16 protein-coding genes are annotated in these 14885 nt (G+C 59.6%); 5 read left to right on the top strand and 11 right to left on the bottom strand.

Annotated features, from left to right (window positions below; all coding sequences use genetic code 11):
* The 3 genes from ngg to AACY30_RS04555 all read left to right on the top strand — a co-directional run bounded on the left by ngg (position 1) and on the right by AACY30_RS04555 (position 3323).
* Positions 1–1737 carry an N-acetylglutaminylglutamine synthetase gene (gene ngg, locus AACY30_RS04565; RefSeq protein ID WP_339539861.1) on the top strand — a complete coding sequence of 579 codons (1737 nt, stop codon included), beginning with the start codon at positions 1–3 and terminating at the stop codon, positions 1735–1737.
* Positions 1738–1851: 114 nt separating this feature from the next.
* A complete protein-coding gene (locus tag AACY30_RS04560; RefSeq protein ID WP_339416483.1) occupies positions 1852–3036 on the top strand; it encodes an osmoprotectant NAGGN system M42 family peptidase in 1185 nt (394 codons plus the stop codon).
* A 59-nt stretch (positions 3037–3095) separates the two neighbouring features.
* Entirely contained in the window at positions 3096–3323 is a 228-nt protein-coding gene (locus tag AACY30_RS04555) for a YheU family protein (RefSeq protein ID WP_003192759.1), read from the top strand.
* A 7-nt stretch (positions 3324–3330) separates the two neighbouring features.
* Here AACY30_RS04555 and csrA read toward each other — a convergent pair whose 3' ends face one another.
* Positions 3331–3528, bottom strand: a complete 198-nt coding sequence (csrA, locus tag AACY30_RS04550) for a carbon storage regulator CsrA (protein ID WP_049712242.1) — start codon at positions 3526–3528, stop codon at positions 3331–3333.
* Positions 3529–3655: 127 nt separating this feature from the next.
* Positions 3656–4471: an SDR family oxidoreductase gene (locus AACY30_RS04545; protein WP_339539858.1), complete on the bottom strand. Its 816-nt coding sequence runs from the start codon at positions 4469–4471 to the stop codon at positions 3656–3658.
* 327 nt (positions 4472–4798) lie between these two features.
* On the opposite strand from AACY30_RS04545, the gene AACY30_RS04540 reads away from it, so the two are divergent.
* Complete coding sequence (locus tag AACY30_RS04540; RefSeq protein ID WP_065873322.1) at positions 4799–4951, top strand: DUF3309 family protein; 153 nt, start codon at positions 4799–4801, stop codon at positions 4949–4951.
* A 68-nt stretch (positions 4952–5019) separates the two neighbouring features.
* Here AACY30_RS04540 and AACY30_RS04535 read toward each other — a convergent pair whose 3' ends face one another.
* The 5 genes from AACY30_RS04535 to AACY30_RS04515 all read right to left on the bottom strand — a co-directional run bounded on the left by AACY30_RS04535 (position 5020) and on the right by AACY30_RS04515 (position 10732).
* Positions 5020–7107 (bottom strand): LTA synthase family protein, encoded by a 2088-nt coding sequence (locus AACY30_RS04535; protein ID WP_339468258.1) that lies wholly within the window; start codon positions 7105–7107, stop codon positions 5020–5022.
* 340 nt (positions 7108–7447) lie between these two features.
* Entirely contained in the window at positions 7448–7639 is a 192-nt protein-coding gene (locus AACY30_RS04530) for a PLDc N-terminal domain-containing protein (protein ID WP_003172956.1), read from the bottom strand.
* 67 nt (positions 7640–7706) lie between these two features.
* Positions 7707–8237, bottom strand: coding sequence for a hypothetical protein (locus AACY30_RS04525; RefSeq protein ID WP_314561447.1), 531 nt, complete (start codon positions 8235–8237; stop codon positions 7707–7709).
* Positions 8238–8279: 42 nt separating this feature from the next.
* Entirely contained in the window at positions 8280–8795 is a 516-nt protein-coding gene (locus AACY30_RS04520; RefSeq protein WP_339539856.1) for an ankyrin repeat domain-containing protein, read from the bottom strand.
* A 110-nt stretch (positions 8796–8905) separates the two neighbouring features.
* Positions 8906–10732, bottom strand: a complete 1827-nt coding sequence (locus AACY30_RS04515; protein WP_339468255.1) for a long-chain-acyl-CoA synthetase — start codon at positions 10730–10732, stop codon at positions 8906–8908.
* A gap of 351 nt (positions 10733–11083) precedes the next feature.
* On the opposite strand from AACY30_RS04515, the gene AACY30_RS04510 reads away from it, so the two are divergent.
* On the top strand, positions 11084–11362 hold the full coding sequence (locus tag AACY30_RS04510; RefSeq protein WP_010208870.1) for a DUF3509 domain-containing protein: 279 nt from the start codon (positions 11084–11086) through the stop codon (positions 11360–11362).
* 59 nt (positions 11363–11421) lie between these two features.
* On the opposite strand, the gene AACY30_RS04505 is transcribed toward AACY30_RS04510, so the two are convergent.
* The 4 genes from AACY30_RS04505 to aroC form a co-directional block, all read right to left on the bottom strand.
* Positions 11422–11691, bottom strand: a complete 270-nt coding sequence (locus AACY30_RS04505; RefSeq protein WP_339416489.1) for a response regulator transcription factor — start codon at positions 11689–11691, stop codon at positions 11422–11424.
* A gap of 211 nt (positions 11692–11902) precedes the next feature.
* Positions 11903–12433 carry a 1,2-dihydroxy-3-keto-5-methylthiopentene dioxygenase gene (locus AACY30_RS04500; protein WP_339468254.1) on the bottom strand — a complete coding sequence of 177 codons (531 nt, stop codon included), beginning with the start codon at positions 12431–12433 and terminating at the stop codon, positions 11903–11905.
* Positions 12430–13593 carry an MFS transporter gene (locus AACY30_RS04495; RefSeq protein ID WP_339539854.1) on the bottom strand — a complete coding sequence of 388 codons (1164 nt, stop codon included), beginning with the start codon at positions 13591–13593 and terminating at the stop codon, positions 12430–12432. The genes AACY30_RS04500 and AACY30_RS04495 overlap by 4 nt, the downstream gene beginning before the upstream one ends.
* A gap of 64 nt (positions 13594–13657) precedes the next feature.
* Positions 13658–14749, bottom strand: a complete 1092-nt coding sequence (aroC, locus tag AACY30_RS04490) for a chorismate synthase (protein WP_339468252.1) — start codon at positions 14747–14749, stop codon at positions 13658–13660.
* Positions 14750–14885: the final 136 nt, after the last annotated feature.

Genomic DNA, 14885 nt, shown 5'->3' with positions numbered 1-14885 from the left:
ATGAAACCTCTTGCAGCGGCTTACAGCCAACGCTTGCTGAAGGGCCAGGCGCCAACCTACGAGCGCCTGCAAGCCCGCCTGGCTGAAGACGGCAGCCCCTTGGCCGCCGAACCGATTGCCGTGCATTGCGGTTGGGGTCGGCTGTTGATCGGCCATACCTTTCCCGACCCTGCCAGCCTCGCCCTGGAGTTGCTCAATGAGCAGCCTGGCGAGCGAGACATCGCCCTGTATGTGGCGGCCCCCCAGCAAATTCTGGGGATCGATCCCCAGCAGTTGTTTCTTGATCCATCCGACACGTTGCGCCTTTGGTTCAGCGACTATCGCCCAGCGACTCGAGTGTTTCGTGGCTTCCGTATTCGCCGCGTGCAGAGCGAGGCGGATTGGCTGGCGGTGAACCGGCTCTATCAAGGGCGCGGCATGTTGCCTGTCGACACCGAACGCCTCACGCCGCGACATCAAGGTGGCCCGGTGTATTGGCTGGCAGAGGATGAAGACAGCGGCGCGGTGATCGGCAGCGTGATGGGCCTCAATCACCAAAAAGCCTTTCACGACCCGGAAAACGGTTGCAGTCTGTGGTGCCTGGCGGTTGACCCGCAATGCACGCGCCCCGGTGTGGGTGAGGTGCTGGTGCGCCATCTGGTGGAACACTTCATGAGCCGTGGCTTGAGCTATCTGGATTTGTCGGTGCTGCACGATAATCGCCAAGCCAAGAACCTTTACGCCAAGCTCGGTTTTCGCGCGCTGACCACCTTTGCGATCAAGCGTAAGAATGGCATCAACCAGCCTTTGTTTCTCGGCCCCGGCCCGCAGGCGGGGTTCAACCCTTATGCACGAATCATCGTGGAGGAGGCCCACCGCCGAGGTATTGATGTGCAGGTGGATGACGCTGACGCGGGCATGTTCACCTTGAGTCATGGCGGCCGCCGTGTGCGCTGCCGTGAATCCCTGAGCGACCTGACCACCGCCGTCAGCATGACGCTGTGTCAGGATAAAAGCCTGACGCATAAAACCCTGAAAGCCGCAGGGCTGAACGTGCCGTCGCAACAACTCGCGGGCAGCGCCGATGACAACCTGGAGTTCCTCGACGAACACCTGCGCGTCGTGGTCAAGCCGCTGAATGGCGAGCAAGGCCATGGTGTAGCGGTGGATTTGCAAAGCATCGAAGACGTGCAGCAGGCGATTGAAGCGGCGCGGCAGTTTGACAGTCGGGTATTGTTGGAAAGCTTTCACGAAGGCCTGGACCTGCGCATCCTGGTGATTGGTTTCGAAGTTGTCGCCGCTGCAATCCGACGCCCAGCCGAAGTGACTGGCGACGGTCAGCATTCCATCGGCGCCTTGATAGAAGCCCAGAGCCGCCGCCGCCAGGCCGCCACCGACGGTGAAAGCAAAATCCCGGTCGACGCCGAAACCGAGCGCACCTTGACAGCCGCCGGCTACGACTACAGCAGCATCCTGCCTCGCGGCCAGACCCTGGCCGTGCGCCGCACCGCCAACCTGCACACGGGGGGTTGCCTGGAAGACGTCACCGCGATCCTGCACCCCACGCTGGTGGACGCCGCCGTGCGCGCTGCGCGCGCCCTGGATATTCCCATGGTGGGCCTGGACCTGATGGTGCCTGCCGCCGATCAACCCGAGTACGTGTTTATCGAAGCCAACGAACGCGCCGGCCTGGCCAATCATGAGCCGCAACCCACTGCTGAAAAATTTGTCGATTTGTTGTTTCCGTATAGTGGGTAGCGGCAAGCGGCAAGCTTTTAGCTTCAAGCTTCAAGCGAAATCAACAGCCTTACACCACACCGAACTTGCAGCTTGCAGCTTGCAGCTAATAGCTTGCAACTAAAGGACCCCTTTATGCCCCAAACCATCCCCGAACCGGATCTCGCTTACCTGCAAAAAGTGCTGCTGGAAATGCTCGCCATCCCCAGCCCCACAGGGTTTACCGACACCATCGTGCGCTACGTCGCCGAGCGCCTGGAAGAACTGGGCATTCCGTTTGAAATGACGCGGCGCGGCACTATTCGCGCCACCCTCAAGGGCCAGAAGAACAGCCCAGACCGTGCGGTGTCCGCACACTTGGACACCATCGGTGCCGCCGTACGCGCGATCAAGGACAACGGCCGCCTGAGCCTGGCGCCGGTGGGCTGCTGGTCGAGCCGATTTGCCGAAGGCAGCCGCGTCAGCCTGTTTACCGATAACGGTGTGATCCGTGGCAGCGTGCTGCCGTTGATGGCCTCCGGGCACGCGTTCAACACCGCCGTGGACGAAATGCCGGTGAGCTGGGACCACGTGGAGCTGCGCCTGGACGCCTACTGCGCGACCCGCGCCGATTGCGATTCCCTGGGGGTCGGCATCGGTGACTACGTGGCCTTCGACCCGCTGCCCGAATTTACCGAAAGTGGGCACATCAGCGCCCGACACCTTGACGACAAGGCTGGCGTCGCTGCCCTGCTCGCCGCGCTCAAGGCGATTGTCGACAGCGGCGAGCCGTTGCTGATCGACTGCCACCCACTCTTCACTATTACCGAGGAGACCGGCAGCGGCGCAGCGGCCGCCCTGCCCTGGGATGTCAGTGAGTTCGTCGGCATCGATATTGCCCCCGTCGCCCCCGGCCAGCATTCCAGTGAACATGCGGTGAGCGTGGCGATGCAGGATTCGGGTGGGCCATATGACTATCACCTGTCGCGGCATTTGCTGCGCCTGGCGTCTGACAACGAGTTGCCGGTGCGCCGCGACCTGTTCCGCTACTACTTCAGCGATGCACACTCGGCCGTGACCGCCGGCCATGATATCCGCACCGCGTTGCTGGCGTTTGGCTGCGACGCGACTCACGGCTACGAACGCACCCATATCGATAGCCTCGCGGCGCTGAGCCGCCTGCTGGGCGCGTATATTCTCAGCCCGCCCGTATTCGCCAGCGACGCACAACCGGCCCAGGGTTCACTGGATCGGTTCAGTCATCAGATTGAACACGATGCACAAATGGAGAGCGACACGCGGGTGCCATCGGTGGAGAGCCTGGTGGGCAACAAGCCCTGAGACTGGCAACTCCGGTCCCGGCGCAGTAGCATCGCCGGGATCCATCACCCGAGGCTTGTATGCTGATTCCCTACGACGCTCTTGAAGTCGACACCCTGACCCGCCTCATCGAAGACTTCGTCACCCGTGACGGCACCGACAATGGCGACGACACGCCCCTGGAGACCCGCGTATTGCGCGTGCGCCAGGCGCTGACCAAGGGCCAGGCGCTGATCGTGTTCGACCCCGAGAGCGAACAATGCCAGTTGATGCTCAAGCACGACGTGCCCAAGCATCTATTCGACTGAAAATGCGCTAAGGGTTGGGGGCCGCGTGCAGCTCAGCGGCTTGGCGTTCGAGGATTTTCTGGTACACCTCCGCGCGATGAACATGCACCCCGGCCGGCGCTGCAACACCGAACTTCACCTGGTTACCGTTCAACTCGAGGATGTGTACGGCGATGTCATCGCCAATGGAGATGACTTCGCCTACGGCGCGGCTTAAGACCAGCATGGCGGTTGTCCTTTTAGAATGACAGGACCTCGACCATGCGCGCTGGCTGTGGGGCCATCAATGCCTTGCGGTGAAATCAGGCACTCCCTACATACGCAGGTAACTTGCCTGACAGACTGCCACCTGATCAGCCTTTAACCGCCTGCGCTTTGGCACGCATCTTGTCGGCCATGGTCGTCATCTCGTCATAGAGCAACTGCGGGTTCTTCTGCTTCAACGCCCACGCCATCCGCCCTTGCTCATGGGGCAGGATCATGAATTCGCCTGCTGCGACGCGCTCATAAATGTAATCGGCAATGTCTGCCGCCGAAATCGGCGAGCTCTCAAGCAGTTTGCCCACTTGGGCCTTCATCGCCGGGGTCGGCCCGCGGAACGAGTCGAGCAGGTTGGTCTGGAAGAACGACGGGCAGACCACGTGCACGCCGACTTCCTGCTGCTTTAGCTCCACCAGCAGACTTTCCGACAGCGCCACCACGCCGGCCTTGGCCACGTTGTAGTTGCTCATGGCCGGGCCCTGCATCAATGCCGCCATAGACGCGATGTTGATGATGCGGCCCTTGCTCTTTTCCAGCAGGGGCAGGAACGCCTTGCAGCCCTTGACCACGCCCATCAGGTTGATTGCTATTTGCCAGTCCCAGTCTTCCAGGGACAGTTCGGCGAAGAACCCACCCGAAGCCACGCCTGCATTGTTGACGATCACATCGATGCCACCCAGTTTCACCTCGCAAGCCTGGGCAAATGCGGTGAGCTGGCTGTAATCGCGCACGTCACAGCGTTGCACAAAACCGTCGCCGCCCGCCTCGCGCACGCGCTTGAGGGTTTCCTGCAAGCCCGGCTCGCTGACGTCAGACAAGGCCAATTGCCAACCTTCGCGGGCCCAGCGCAGAGCGATTTCGCGACCCAGGCCAGACCCGGCGCCAGTGATCATCATGCGATTTTGCATAGGAGGTAGCCTTGTGGTTCACGGAAGAAGTGACCGGCAGTGTAGCGAAGGTTTTCCCCACACCCACCCACCATCAGAGTGATGAATGCCCTTGGCAAACCGGCGGCTGGGTCGGATATTTTCCTATTGCCTAAGTTCAATATTTTTCAACTAGCAAAGTGGATTTGCGAACGCATTAAAAGAAATAAGCGAGTGCACGAAATGCTTTAAAAAATACTGAATTTTTCGCGAGGGGCAATAGTCGGAGTTGTTAAGGCGTCCGTAAGTTAGCTGTCGGGCCTATCGTTAAATAACCGGTCTTTGCAGAAAGCCAATAAGGAAAAAACCATGAGCCTCATTCTGATCATTATCCTGATCCTCCTGCTGGTCGGTGGTCTGCCAGTGTTCCCTCACTCGCGTAACTGGGGTTACGGCCCGTCGGGTATCCTCGGGGTGGTATTGGTAGTGCTGCTGGTGTTGATGTTGCTTGGCCGGATATAAAGTCCTGGTAGCAAAAAAACAGCAAAAAAAGAGGCCTTGAAAAAGGCCTCTTTTTTATTGCCGGTTAATTAGTCCGGCTTGCCGTCAGCCACACCAGCGGTGTTATCCAACAGGCTCTTGGTCGCCGTCTGTAGGAACGACTCAAGTTTCTGCCTCAATGCCCCCTCGTCCGGCGATTCAGGAATCACTTTACCGGTCGGGTTGGCGCCCAGCTCATATTCCCAGAGCTTGGGTGGCATTTCCTTCGGCAACACCAGAATGCGATCGCCGGTAACCAGCGCCACTGTCTGATCGCTGCCCGACGGTTTGATCACGCCGAAGCCTTTATCGCCTTCCGGCAGGTTCAGCAGGTCGCGCCCCCAGCACTGGTGCAAGGTTTCGCCACCCAGGCGGCCCATGATGGTCGGCACGATGTCGATCTGGGTGCCCACGGTGTGGTCACGCTCGCCGAACTTCTCCTGTATGCCCGGTGCGATCATCAGCATCGGCACGTTAAAGCGACCCAGGTCCATTTCGGTGATCTGCTGTTCGTTGCCAAAGCCGTGGTCGCCGACAATCACGAACAAGGTTTCCTTGAAATACGGCTCCTTACGCGCCTTTTCAAAGAACTGGCCCAACGCCCAGTCGGAGTAGCGCATCGCCGTCAAATGCTCGTCGAGGCTGCCACGACCCGTGACCTTCTCGACCGGCAATGGCGTCGGCAAGGCATACGGCGTGTGGTTGGACAAGGTTTGCAGCAAGGCATAGAACGGCTTGCCGCCTTCGCGGGCTTTCAGCTCTTCCAGGCCACGGTTGAACATGTCCTGATCGGACACGCCCCAGGTCGGGTCGGAGAACACCGGGTCGACGAAGTCGTTGCGACCAATGAAGTGGGTCATGCCCTGGTTGCTGAAGAAGCCCGATTGGTTATCCCAGGCGAAGTCACCGTTGTAGACATACACGTCGTCAAACTTGCGTGCGCTGAGCAACTGCGGCAGGCCCGACAGCTTGTGGCTGCCTTCCGGGGTCTGCATCAGGTATTCGAACGCCGGCAGGTTGGGGAAACACGCCATGGTGGCGAACATCCCCTGGTGAGTGTGAGTGCCGTTGGAGAAGAAGCGGTCGAACAACAGGCCTTCCTTGGACAGTTTGTCGAAGTACGGCGTGATGTTACCCGGACGACCCAGGGCGCCGACCGAGTGACCGGCGAAGCTTTCCATCAGGATCACGACGACGTTCTTGATCGGCAGGGTTTTCTCTGCCGGTGGGGTGAACTCGCGGCGCACGGCGGCGGTGTCGGTATCCACCAGTTTTTCCGTCGGCAGCACCAGCATGTCGCGCACAGTCTGGGTCGCCAACGGCTGTTCCAGCGTCGCCTTCCAAGTGTTGTCACGATGCTCGGAGAACCGTGCCTTGGCCGCGCCGACCAGCGACAACGTGCCATTCAGGCCCAGTTGGTTGGCGAAGTTCGAGTCGGTGGTGTAGACGTCACCCCAACGCAGTGGCGCGCCTTGGCGCAGGGTGCCACGCGCGGCGATGACAGCGACCAACAGGCAGACCACGAACACCGCAATACGCGTGTACCACGGCGCTACTTGGCGAGTGCCGATGCTGCCACCGCTGAACGGCCCGCGTGGGCGCGTTGCACGGTCGGCGCCTTTGAAGGCGATGCTCAGGATCAGCGTGCCCACGGCCCAGGCCAGCAGGTAACGCACCACCGGGAAACCGTACCAGAGCATGCTCATCACGGTTTTCGGGTCTTCCTTCACGTACTGGAACACCAGGCCGTTGAGGCGCTGGTGGAACTCGCGATAGAAGTCCATTTCCATCAGGCCCAGGAACAGGGCGATGCTGGACGCCACGGTCAGCCAGAAACGGAAGAACCCGCGAGCAGCCATCGCCCGTACGCTGAACAACGCCAGCAGCAATGGGATGATCAGGTAAACCACCAGGCGCAGGTCCAGGCGCAGGCCGTTGGCGAACGCTTCAAGGAAGGTCGAGGCCGGCGTGTCGAGGATCATCTCGCGGTTGTACACCAGCAGCGCCAGGCGCAGCAGGGAGAACATCACCATCATGACCAGTGCGCAGAGCAGCGTGTATGCCAGATGGGATTTGACGGTCGGTTGCAGCAGGCGACTTGAAGCTCGCTGCTGATTCAGGGCGTCCGGGTTTGCCATGTCGTTTGAGGACCCATTGGAAGTTTAAGTTGCGAAATATTGCTGCGGCATCCTGCCCACGCCCAAGCGTGTAGGAACGGGGGGGTAAGCGCGTTGGCGCAAATGGTGCCCGATGAATGCCATCAACGCTATTGATTACTGAGGAAAAACACTTCTTTGTCGGGCTTTCGCCGGCCGGCGACAGAGCCGTCCTACAAGGAAATAGAACGAAGGGAATTGTCCGGAAGGCTGTGTGAAAATTCTGTGTAGCGAATATTTCGACACAAAGAAATGTGGGAGGGGGATTGCCCCCCTCCCACATTGACTACAGCCACTCAATGTTGAGTGGGCAGTTTTACAGTCATATCCGCACGTTGCCACGCGGCCCGGCGATTGCCCAAATGATCAAGCCCAGCACCGGCAACAACAGGATCAGCAAAATCCACAGCACCTTGGCGCCCGTGCTGGCACCGCTTTTGAACACATTGATGATCGCCCAGATATCCAGCGCCAGGATGATCAGCCCGATCAGGCCATTGAAAGTCGAACCCATGGTGTCGCTCCTAAGTGAGGGCATGCACTTGTAGGATAGTCAGCACTGGCCGGGGTTCCGTTCTATTTCAGACGTGCACAGCGATCTTCAGCGCTTCCAGGGACGGCTCGCCCTTGATACCGACTTCGGCGCACAACGCCAGCACACGCGGCAGGTCGTTGCCGTAGACCAGCACGGCCTGGATCTCGTCGTCCAACAGTTGGCTGAAGTTGAGCAACACGTAGCCGCCATCTTCCGGGCTGAGGGCACTCATCTGGATCTGGATGCGGTTCAGTGCAGTCAGGTCTTCGGTCTTGGCCAGTTGCTTGGGCTTGAGGTTGAACGCCACGCCTGGGCCGAACGAAGCGACGATCTGTGCGAACAGGTCGCCGTAGGTGTCGGCCTGGAACAACACGGTGTCCGGCAGGCTGCCGACGACGATCCATTCACCCAAAGGAATCGGGAAGGTATCGTCGTAGTTGATATCCGGGTTGGCCGCCAAAAACGCCGCCGGGTCCGCGTAGGCCTGGGCCGCTTCATCGGCGATACGCGCCACTTCGTCCTCGCCCATGACGCCGGCGCTGATTTTGCTGATGAGTTCGACGAGGGCGGTTTTCATGGGCATGGTCCTGTAGCGGGCTGGTTTTTGAGGGCGCGTAGCCTACACCAGTTTCTGCAACTGCGCCGCCGTATCCACGGCGCCCATGGTCTGCGCCGCCGCCAACGCCGTCGCGCCCTGGGCATCAGTCGCCTTGGGGTTGGCGCCCTGGCCGAGCAGGTAGTCGACCATCTCCACGCGGTTGAACATTGCCGCCATCATCAAGGCGGTACGGCCGTCCGAGGAGGAGGCATCCACTGGCGCGCCACCTTCGATCAGCGCCTGTACTACCGGCAAGGTGCCCTTGAACGCAGCCCCGGCGATCGGCAACTGGTTTTTGTCATTGGCGATCAGCGGGTCAGCCTTGAACTCCAGCAGGACTTTTACCGCCTCGGCATGGCCGTGGTACGCCGCGAGCATCAACAGGGTGTCGCCGTTATGGTTACGAAAATTGGGTGGCAAGCCTTTGGCCAGAAGCGCGGCGAGCATAGCGGCGTCGCCTTTGCGGGCGACGTCAAAGACCTGCTCGGCAAATTCGGCGGCTTCATCATCGGTCATTTGTTTGGGTTGATCTGACATGTGGGGCTCCTTGTCCTGATACTGAATAGGCGCCAGTGTCGCGAGGGAGTTCCCACCTGTCATGGCTTTTTTGTCAAAAGGCGCCATAGGCAGAATCAATAACGCTACGGTTAATAACGGAAGTGGCCGGCCTGGATCTGCGCCAACAATGGCCCCGTCACCGGTACATAGCAGTCCGAACCCGGCAGCCAGGCGTAGACCGGATCATTGCCTGCCTTGTCCGGGTCGAACGCCTCCTGCTTGAGCCGCACCTTCTGGTATTTGAAGGTGCCGGTGGTTTCCATCTTCACCTTGACCCGCAGGAACAACGGCACCGCATAGTGCGGCAACTGGTCATGGGCGAACTGCAGCAACTCGCGCATGTCCAGGGCGGCCAGGGACTCGCTCGGGGTGATGGCAACCATGCCGGCACGGCCGTTGGTGTTTTCGATTTCCACACCATAGGCCACGACCTCGGCGATCTGCGGATGTTGCAACAGGACATTCTCAACTTCAGTGGTGGAGACGTTTTCGCCCTTCCAGCGATAGGTATCCCCCATACGGTCGACGAATTGCGCATGGCCAAAGCCAATGCTGCGCACCAGATCGCCGGTATTGAAGTAGCGGTCGCCCTTCTCGAATACATCGGTGAGGACCACCTTTCGGTTCTTTTCCGGGTCGGTGTAGCCATCATAAGGCGACTTTTCATCGATCCTGGCCAGCAATAATCCCTGCCCACCTGTCTTCACTTTGTGCATGAAACCATCGCTGCCGCGTAGGGGCTCACCCGTATCGTGGGTGTAGTCCACCAGCGCCCAGTGCTGCAGGCAAAAGCCGACGGTATTGTCGAAATTCAAGACGTTGGTGAAGCCGATATTGCCGTCGCTGGCGGCATACAACTCGCACACATGATCGACGCCGTAACGCGCCTTGAACTGCTCCCACACGCCAGGACGCAGGCCATTGCCGACCATCTTGGTCACGCGGTGATCACCATCGTTTTCGCTGGCTGGCTGGTCGAGCAGGTAACGGCACAATTCACCGACATAACCGAGGGTGGTCGCCTTGAATCTACGCGCGTCGTCCCAGAACTGGCTGGCACTGAATTTACGCCGGATGGCAAACCCCGACGCTCCGACAATCGCCGAGCCCCAGCACACGCACAGGCCGGTGGCGTGATAGAGCGGCAGCGTGCAATAAAGGACGTCGTCCGGGCCCATGTCCAAGGCAATGCAGCCGAAGCTGACGGCGGTCTTGGTCCAGCGGCCGTGCTTCATGATGCCGGCCTTGGGCAAGCCCGTGGTGCCGGAGGTGTAGATATAAAAGCAGGGATCGTTGAAGAAAACCTGCGCAGTGCTGGCCGGGTTAGTCGCCGGGCGCTCGGCGCTGGCAGCGATCAGGTCGATGTAACCTTGCGGCACGGTGCCGCCGTGTTGCTCGGCGACGAACCACGTGCGTTTTGCCTCGATCGCCACCTCATTACGCACGACTTCGTAGGCGGCCACCAATTCTGCCCCCACCACAATCGCCACGGGGTTCACCAGGTTAAGGCTGTGCACCAGCGCCGCTTGGGTTTGCGCCGTATTGAGCATGGCGCAGATGCCGCCCAGCTTGGCCACGGCCAACACGTTAAGCAGCAGTTCGGGACGGTTTTCGATAAACATCGCGACTACATCACCCTTGCCGATGCCATGGGCCTGCAGATGATGGGCAATGCGGTTGGCGTGTTGGTTGGCTTCGGTGTAGCTGAGGACGCGGTCGGCGTACAACAAGGCGGCGCCATCCGGGTTACGCAAGGCGGCTTGTTCAAAGTGCCAGCCCAGGCCGCAGGGTTGCTGGGGGTCTGTGACATTGGCGGCACGCATGCCGCGTACCACGCGGGGGAGCGCACAAACAATGGCAGGCACCTTACGCAGCATCATGCCCCAAGTGATCATGTCGTTTTGCGGATGGCTCATGGGAACGTCCTTTTTCTTATTCTTCGTAAACCTTGCAGGAAAGTACGTCAGCCCCTCTTCGGCTGTACACGCAGGATTTGAAAAGTTTTGTATCCCGATGAGCGACCGCGGAAAAATGGAATTTAGCGACGCAGAGGCAGTCTTTAAAACTGATGGGGGCCTGTTCAGGCCTGAGGAACAACGCAAAATGCAGGATGCATGATGGCCATTCATGCAAATTGCACGAAACTGAAATTCCTGATTTTTCGCAAATAACTGATTTATAACGATATTTTTATAAATCAGTAGCTGGCACAATCACTGCACCTATCACTCCATGCTTGCCAACTTGAGCCAACGGAGCTGATAGACATGAGCCTGATCCAAGATAAATTCGCTTCAGTATTCTCCAACTACGACGTCACCACTCAGCCACGTCCTGACGGCGGCATCCTGTTGACCCTGCGTAACAGCGAAGGCAAACAGGTGAAACGCTCGATCTCCTACCAGCAGTTGCACACTGCCGACCAATTGACCTGGGTGATCAGCGCCATTCGCCGCGACCTCGCCGAACAAGCCAGCGACCTGCCGCAGATTTCGATGCTGCAGAGCCAAAACCGCTTTGCCCTGCCGACGTACCACTCGGCTTAAGGCTCAGACAAAGCAAAGGGCCGCGACACTGTTGAGTGTCGCGGCCCTTTTTTATGCCTTCAGCAAAGCCCCTGACGCGCGGCCTCATTCATTGCCTGCACGCGGTTGGTCACTTCCAACTTGCCGTAGATATTGCGCAAGTGGAATTTTACCGTGGCTTCTGACGTGGCGCGTATCTTACTGATCTCCCACACAGTCTTGCCTTCCGAGGCCCAGCGCAATATTTCCAATTCTGTCGGGGTCAGCGACTTGCCCGCCAGGTTAATGCGTCGCCTGGCAGCATTGGGTACCGAATACGGCGGTAGAAACGATTCCCTCGGGCCTCTCATTGCGTTCTCTCCATTTTATTGGTCGACGTCCTATCACCCTTCGGATTCCTCCTATTGACAGGTGATATAAACGCTAATACCAGAGAGAGTTACATAAGGAATGGTATTAAGGCGCAGGCCCGAAAATAAACAGCAAGCCCCTACAGAAGGTTAAGTTTCTTCCCACAGAAACTTCCACCATACGGGGATTGAAGTTTCTGATAGGCCGTAATTAATCGTCCAAACCGGGAAAGCGCCGGGCAATATCGTCACCTGTGAATTCAGGTACCCACCCTTTCGCCGTATTGAACAACCGCAACGCTACGAAGTGCGGGTTCTCACCCATGTCAAACCAGTGCGCAATACCGGCGGGAATCACCAGCAGGTCGTTTTTCTCACAACGCACGGCGTACACGTAGTCGCCAATGTGCAGGGCGAACAGGCCCTGGCCAGCAATGAAAAAACGCCCATCGTCTTCACTGTAACGGCGCTCGTCCAAAAACTGTGCACGCCGTTCAGATTTTTGCGCGTGATCGCCGGTAACGCGCAGCACTTCTACAGAGCCGTAGCCGAGAGCATCGATCTGCGTCTGATACGCCGCGATCAGTTCGGCATCGCTGGCGCCCTGCTCAATCGGGCTCGGCTGCCAGCGGTCAAAGCGCACGCCATGCTCGGCCAGAGTCGCGGCGATGTCATCGAAATGGGTCAAGACCTTGTTCGGAGTGTCCGGTGTAGCGGCGGAGTAGACAGCGACGTAGCTCATTGAAGGGTTCCTTGGTTCTGCTCTTGCATTCGAAGACCGATGATAACGGCGGCGGCCAGGGCGGCGACGCTGGCGATGCTGAAGGTTAGGGTCGGCCCCAACAGGTTCCAACTGTAGCCCGAATACAGCGCGCCCAGCGCACCGCCGGTACCGGCCAGGGCGGCATACAGTGCCTGGCCCTGGCCTTGTTGTTTGTCGCCAAAACTGCGCTGCACAAAGGCAATCGCTGCCGCGTGAAAGCTGCCGAAGGTGGCGGCGTGCATCACCTGCGCCAGCAACAGCACCCAGAAAAACTCGGCAAACGAACCCAACAGCAGCCAGCGCAGTGCCGCCAGCAGGAAACTGGCGAGCAATACCCGGCGTACCGAAAAGCGCGAGAGGATACGGCTCATGGCGAGGAACATCAGCACTTCCGCCACGACACCCAAAGCCCACAACAGGCCGATCACACCGCGGCTGTAACCCAGGTGTTCGAGGTGCAGGGTGAGAAAGGTGTAGTACGGGCCGTGGCTCATTTGCATCAACGCCACACAGGCGTAAAACGCCAAGACGCCCGGGCTGCGCAATTGTTTCAGGAACCCCTCGCCTGCCAGGCGACTACCCTGGGTCGCCGGCTGCGCGTTCGGCACCCACAGGCTGGCGCCGATGATGCCGGCCATGATCACCACAACCACCATCGGGTAGATGTCCAGGCTCAGCCAGTCGAACAGGCGACCCATGATCACCACGGTGAGGATAAAACCAATGGAGCCCCAGAGGCGGATCTGGCTATAGCGAGAGGTTTTTTTGCGCAGGTGCGCGAGGGTGATCACTTCAAACTGCGGCAGCACTGCGTGCCAGAAGAACGCATGCAGCGCCATCACCAGGGCCAGCCAGGCGTAGGTATGACTGACGAAGATCAGCGAAAAACTCGCCAGGGTGCACACCGCGCCAACGCGCACGATGGCCAGGCGCTGGCCGGTGTAGTCACCCAGCCAGCCCCACAGGTTGGGCGCCACGCAGCGCATCAGCATGGGGATGGCTACCAGCTCGCCGATGCGCGCGCTGGAGAACCCGAGGTGATTGAAATACAGCGCCAGGAACGGCGCGGTGGCGCCCAGGAGGGCGAAGTAGAACAGGTAGAAGCTGGAGAGGCGCCAGTATGGTAGGGCTTTGTTCATAGTGTTATAGAGGGCTGCTTCGCAGCCCTGAGCGACGATTCGACAAGCTCGCTCACTACAACTGTCACAGCTGGCCCAGTACCGGGGTGGTTACGTGGACGTCAGCATTTTGACCCCGGTTGCGCAGCAGGTGGTCCATCAACACGATGGCCATCATCGCTTCGGCAATCGGCGTAGCGCGGATGCCGACGCAGGGGTCGTGGCGGCCCTTGGTGATCACGTCAACCGGGTTGCCGTGCACATCAATCGAACGGCCCGCTGTGGTGATGCTTGAGGTCGCCTTGAGCGCCAGGTGCGCAACGATCGGCTGGCCGGAGGATATACCGCCGAGGATGCCGCCCGCGTTGTTGCTGAGAAAACCTTGCGGGGTCAGCTCGTCGCGATGCTCGGTGCCGCGCTGGGACACGCACGCGAAGCCGGCGCCGATTTCCACGCCTTTGACGGCGTTGATGCTCATCAGCGCGTGGGCCAGTTCGGCGTCGAGGCGGTCGAAGATCGGTTCGCCCAGGCCCGGTTTAACGCCTTCGGCAACCACGGTGATCTTGGCGCCGACCGAATCCTGGTCGCGGCGCAACTGGTCCATGTAGGCTTCCAGTTCCGGCACCTTGTCCGGGTCGGGGCTGAAGAAAGCGTTTTCTTCCACGCTGTCCCAGGTCTTGAACGGAGTTTCAATCGGGCCCAACTGGCTCATGTAGCCGCGGATCACGATGCCCTGGGTCGCCAGGTATTTCTTGGCAATGGCGCCGGCAGCCACACGCATGGCGGTTTCGCGGGCCGAGCTGCGGCCACCGCCACGGTAGTCGCGTTCGCCGTATTTGTGGTGGTAGGTGTAATCGGCGTGGGCCGGGCGGAACAGGTCCTTGATCGCCGAGTAGTCCTTGGACTTCTGGTCGGTGTTGCGGATCAGCAAGCCGATGGAGCAGCCGGTGGTACGCCCTTCGAACACGCCGGAAAGAATCTCGACTTCGTCGGGCTCCTGGCGCTGGGTGGTGTGGCGGCTGGTGCCGGGTTTGCGACGATCGAGGTCACGCTGCAGGTCTGCCACGGACAGCTCGAGGCCAGGCGGGCAGCCGTCGACAATGGCGACCAACGCCGGGCCATGGCTTTCGCCCGCGGTGGTGACAGTGAACAACTTGCCGAAGGTATTGCCGGACATGCAGGGCGCTCCGTGAAATCAGTCGAATCAAGTCAACTGTAATAACTTAAGGCCGCCAGTATACGCAGGCCAACCGACTAGTTCATCCTCGAAACCTTACCGGTAGACCTTGGTCCAACCGGCACCTCTCTGATGA

The sequence above is a fragment of the Pseudomonas sp. RA_5y_Pfl1_P24 genome, from assembly GCF_963970945.1.
Classification (GTDB): Bacteria; Pseudomonadota; Gammaproteobacteria; order Pseudomonadales; family Pseudomonadaceae; genus Aquipseudomonas; species Aquipseudomonas tritici.
The sequence above is the reverse complement of the archived record's forward strand: the minus strand, read 5'-3'. Positions and strand labels throughout refer to the sequence as shown.

What these genes read in the sequence shown, in the direction of transcription:
- AACY30_RS04505 (WP_339416489.1), bottom strand. Translation starts at nt 11,691, where the DNA reads ATGAGAGGCCCGAGGGAATCGTTTCTACCGCCGTATTCGGTACCCAAT.
- AACY30_RS04530 (WP_003172956.1), bottom strand. Translation starts at nt 7,639, where the DNA reads ATGGGTTCGACTTTCAATGGCCTGATCGGGCTGATCATCCTGGCGCTG.
- AACY30_RS04510 (WP_010208870.1), top strand. Translation starts at nt 11,084, where the DNA reads ATGAGCCTGATCCAAGATAAATTCGCTTCAGTATTCTCCAACTACGAC.
- AACY30_RS04500 (WP_339468254.1), bottom strand. Translation starts at nt 12,433, where the DNA reads ATGAGCTACGTCGCTGTCTACTCCGCCGCTACACCGGACACTCCGAAC.
- AACY30_RS04540 (WP_065873322.1), top strand. Translation starts at nt 4,799, where the DNA reads ATGAGCCTCATTCTGATCATTATCCTGATCCTCCTGCTGGTCGGTGGT.
- AACY30_RS04545 (WP_339539858.1), bottom strand. Translation starts at nt 4,471, where the DNA reads ATGCAAAATCGCATGATGATCACTGGCGCCGGGTCTGGCCTGGGTCGC.
- AACY30_RS04560 (WP_339416483.1), top strand. Translation starts at nt 1,852, where the DNA reads ATGCCCCAAACCATCCCCGAACCGGATCTCGCTTACCTGCAAAAAGTG.
- AACY30_RS04535 (WP_339468258.1), bottom strand. Translation starts at nt 7,107, where the DNA reads ATGGCAAACCCGGACGCCCTGAATCAGCAGCGAGCTTCAAGTCGCCTG.
- AACY30_RS04495 (WP_339539854.1), bottom strand. Translation starts at nt 13,593, where the DNA reads ATGAACAAAGCCCTACCATACTGGCGCCTCTCCAGCTTCTACCTGTTC.
- AACY30_RS04525 (WP_314561447.1), bottom strand. Translation starts at nt 8,237, where the DNA reads ATGAAAACCGCCCTCGTCGAACTCATCAGCAAAATCAGCGCCGGCGTC.
- aroC (WP_339468252.1), bottom strand. Translation starts at nt 14,749, where the DNA reads ATGTCCGGCAATACCTTCGGCAAGTTGTTCACTGTCACCACCGCGGGC.
- AACY30_RS04515 (WP_339468255.1), bottom strand. Translation starts at nt 10,732, where the DNA reads ATGAGCCATCCGCAAAACGACATGATCACTTGGGGCATGATGCTGCGT.
- AACY30_RS04555 (WP_003192759.1), top strand. Translation starts at nt 3,096, where the DNA reads ATGCTGATTCCCTACGACGCTCTTGAAGTCGACACCCTGACCCGCCTC.
- ngg (WP_339539861.1), top strand. Translation starts at nt 1, where the DNA reads ATGAAACCTCTTGCAGCGGCTTACAGCCAACGCTTGCTGAAGGGCCAG.
- csrA (WP_049712242.1), bottom strand. Translation starts at nt 3,528, where the DNA reads ATGCTGGTCTTAAGCCGCGCCGTAGGCGAAGTCATCTCCATTGGCGAT.
- AACY30_RS04520 (WP_339539856.1), bottom strand. Translation starts at nt 8,795, where the DNA reads ATGTCAGATCAACCCAAACAAATGACCGATGATGAAGCCGCCGAATTT.